This is a genomic window from uncultured Mucilaginibacter sp. (assembly GCF_903893715.1).
Taxonomy (GTDB): domain Bacteria; phylum Bacteroidota; class Bacteroidia; order Sphingobacteriales; family Sphingobacteriaceae; genus Mucilaginibacter.
Genome location: NZ_CAITNG010000050.1, coordinates 1 through 1,613 on the forward strand (window position 1 = coordinate 1; position 1,613 = coordinate 1,613).

Annotated in this window: 1 protein-coding gene; it reads right to left on the minus strand. The window is 41.7% G+C overall.

The window, feature by feature from the left end:
• Positions 1-39: 39 nt before the first annotated feature.
• Positions 40-1,359 carry an IS1380 family transposase gene (locus QZX97_RS07065; RefSeq protein ID WP_295664503.1) on the minus strand — a complete coding sequence of 440 codons (1,320 nt, stop codon included), beginning with the start codon at positions 1,357-1,359 and terminating at the stop codon, positions 40-42.
• Positions 1,360-1,613 lie beyond the last annotated feature (254 nt).

The following is a 1,613-nucleotide window of genomic DNA, read 5'->3' on the forward strand; positions in this document are numbered from 1 at the left end:
CAGTATGTAACTACCTACAATACAAGTACTAATCCCGGATTACGCATTAGATAGCACGAAAGGGTAATCGAACTCTTTTGAGTAGTTCCAGAGGCCGGAAAACCATGCCCGTCTTTTTTTACTCAAAGCTATTTTAAGCACGAGTTTACCATTGATTTTTTCAAAATAAGCACCAATCGCAAATGTTCTGTAACGTAGGGTGGAAAGTGTTTTCTGTGTTTTTTCCTGCAATATAAATGTCCTGAATAATGCCATGAGGTTATAAGCAATCATTGCAAAGGTCAACGCAGCCTCAGTAGCATAAAAACTATTGAGGTTAAAGCTGTCGAAGCCAAAATCATACTTCAATTCTTTGATTCTGTTTTCAGCTTCGGCACGGCCACGGTACAGGCGCCAAACATCAGATGCTGCAAACCTAAGGTTGGTCACATAAGCTGAATAGCGGTAGCCCTGATGCTCTTCGTTATCTTTAAAAAGCTTTAACTGCCTCCCTGTTGCCTGCGGGCGGTCTTTTATCTTTTGCCTTACGATCACAATCCGGCGAGGCTTTTGCCAAACAGATGCCTGGTGGATTTGTTCACATATCTCTATACCGTTATCCAACATCATCCATCCTTTTTTCCCGGCTATGAGTCGCTGTATTGGGTGGGTAAACTTTGCAGAAACAATATAATCAATCTGCTTTTGTTCCAGGTGATCAAAGATATCGGATTGGCAAAACCCGCTGTCAAGGCGGATCAGACCTATAGATTTATTTTTCAGCTTCGACAAAGTATCTTCAAGAAATGCAAGAAAATTATTAGCCGACGAGGTGTCACCACTTCGCAGCCACATATTGGCAACCACCTTCACATCGTCAATAAATGCAATCAGCGGATGATGCGAGTTACGACCTTTTTTTTGCGGATTATACCCTTTTTTAGCTCCTTGCTGCTGTCCGTACCGGGTCATTACAGACGAGTCGATATCCAAAGTAAAGTTGTCGAACTTAAGATTGTCGAATATCCATGTATAAAAATAGTCGCTTACGGACTGGTTGGTGGATTGGGTAAATTTACCAAAGAATCGTTTGTAAGTATCCTGCCCTGGCGTACGCGGCCATCCGAATATTTTACCTAAAGCTGCATCATGGCGGGTAACTTCGGTATGCAAAAAACGATTAGCCCCACACCAGATACTGGTAATAAACCCCTCAATAATGGTTGATGTTTTGTAGCCACGGTTAGAGCCGGACACCGGCAAGTCAGGATTATTGTCAACAAGATCACGAAAGCCCGTTTTCTGCAACATTTGCTCCAAAAATACCATTCCGCCCCAAGGCGTAATCTCTTTGCTGGTATAGCTTATATCGAATTCCATGGCTTAATTTCTCTATTGCTACGCATTAGAATTTAAAGGCCAATTTAGGCATTTTATCGCTATTGCGGAATCTGGGTTAAAAAAAGGTGCATTCCGGAACGCTCACAAGAAATCTGGACGGCTATTACATATACACATGCTCCAAATAACAGTCGTCTGATGCAGACAAAGTCGAACACTAACTGATAAATGTATCGTGATTGATCGAAGGGACTTATGTCATAAAAACAATAAATAACAGCAAACTTCTTTTC

What these genes read in the sequence shown, in the direction of transcription:
- QZX97_RS07065 (WP_295664503.1), bottom strand. Translation starts at nt 1,359, where the DNA reads ATGGAATTCGATATAAGCTATACCAGCAAAGAGATTACGCCTTGGGGC.